Annotated in this window: 1 protein-coding gene; it reads right to left on the bottom strand. The window is 67.6% G+C overall.

Going from position 1 to position 1527, the window contains the following annotated elements; translation table 11 throughout:
- The coding region (locus OSB71_RS24100) for a non-ribosomal peptide synthetase (protein ID WP_265950926.1) at positions 1 to 1527 on the bottom strand (1527 nt) is incomplete at both ends.

The raw sequence follows: 1527 nt of genomic DNA on the forward strand, positions 1-1527 counted from the left end.
GAGGATCTGGATGCTGCGGATGGAGTCGCCGCCGAGGTGGAAGAAGTCGTCGTGGCGGCCGACGCGGTCGACGTCGAGGACGTCGCGCCAGATGTGGGCGAGGGTTTCCTCGTGGCCGGGCTCGGGTGGGGTGTAGGTGGTGCCGAGTTCGGGGCGGTCGCCGGAGGGGGAGGGCAGGGCCCGGTGGTCGAGTTTGCCCTGGGGGGTGAGGGGGAGGGTGTCGAGGAAGACGAAGTGGCGGGGGATCATGTAGGCGGGCAGGTGTTGGCTGAGTGCTTGGCGGAGTGTGGTTGTTGTGGGTGTTTCGGTGGTGTGGTCGGGGATGAGGTAGGCGACGAGGTCGGTTTGGTCGTTGTGGTCGTTGCGGGGGATGGTGTGGGCTTGGTGGATGCCGGGTTGGGCGGTGAGGTGGGTGTTGATTTCGTTGGTTTCGATGCGGTGGCCGCGGATTTTGGTTTGGGTGTCGGTGCGGCCGTGGTAGTGGAGTTGTCCGTTGGGGGTGTAGTGGGCGAGGTCGCCGGTGTGGTAGAGGCGGGTGCCGGGGTGGTGGGTGAGGTGGTTGGGGGTGAAGCGGGTGGCGGTGAGGGTGGGTTGGTGGGTGTAGCCGCGGGCGAGTCCGGGTCCGGTGATGTGGATTTCGCCGGGGACGCCGATGGGGGTGGGTTGGCCGTGGGGGTCGAGGAGGTGGAGGTGGAGGTCGGGGAGGGGTTGGCCGATGGTGGTGTGGGGTTGGGTGAGGTGGTGGGGGGTGATGGGGGTGGTGGTGACGTGGACGGTGGTTTCGGTGATGCCGTACATGTTGATGAGGGCGGGGTGGGTGTGGCCGTGGCGTTGGGTCCAGCGTTGGAGTGAGGGTGGGTCGAGGGGTTCGCCGCCGAAGATGATGGCGCGGAGGGTGGTGAGGGGGTGTGGGTGGTGGGTGTTGGTGTGTTCGAGTTGGCGGAAGGCGGTGGGGGTTTGGTTGAGGATGGTGGTGTGGGTGTGGTGGAGGAGGGTGTGGAAGGCGTGGGTGTCGCGGGTGGTGTGGTGGGGGGTGATGATGAGGTGGGCGCCGGTGGTGAGGGCGCCCCACATTTCCCAGACGGAGAAGTCGAAGGCGTAGGAGTGGAAGAGGGTCCATACGTCGTCGGGGCCGTAGGGCAGGCGGGTGTGGACGGCTTCGAGGAGTCGGGTGACGTTGGTGTGGGTGATGGTGGTGCCTTTGGGGCGGCCGGTGGAGCCGGAGGTGAAGATGACGTAGGCCGCGTTGTCCGGATGCATGTCGGGGAGTTCGGGGTTGCCGGGTTCGGCGGTGTCCAGGGTGCTGAGGTTCAGGGTGGTCCAGGGGCCGTGGGGGAGTGTGTGGTGGGTGGTGGGGTGGGTGAGGACGAGGGTGGTGCGGGTTTCGGTGAGCATGAGGGTGATGCGGTCGGCGGGGAAGGCGGTGTCCAGGGGGACGTAGGCGCCGCCGGCCAGGAGTACGGCCAGGGTGGCGACGGCCGTTTCCAGGGAGCGTTCGACGTACACCCCGACACAGGTCTCGGGGCC

The sequence above is a fragment of the Streptomyces marinisediminis genome (assembly GCF_026262575.1).
Classification (GTDB): Bacteria; Actinomycetota; Actinomycetes; order Streptomycetales; family Streptomycetaceae; genus Streptomyces; species Streptomyces marinisediminis.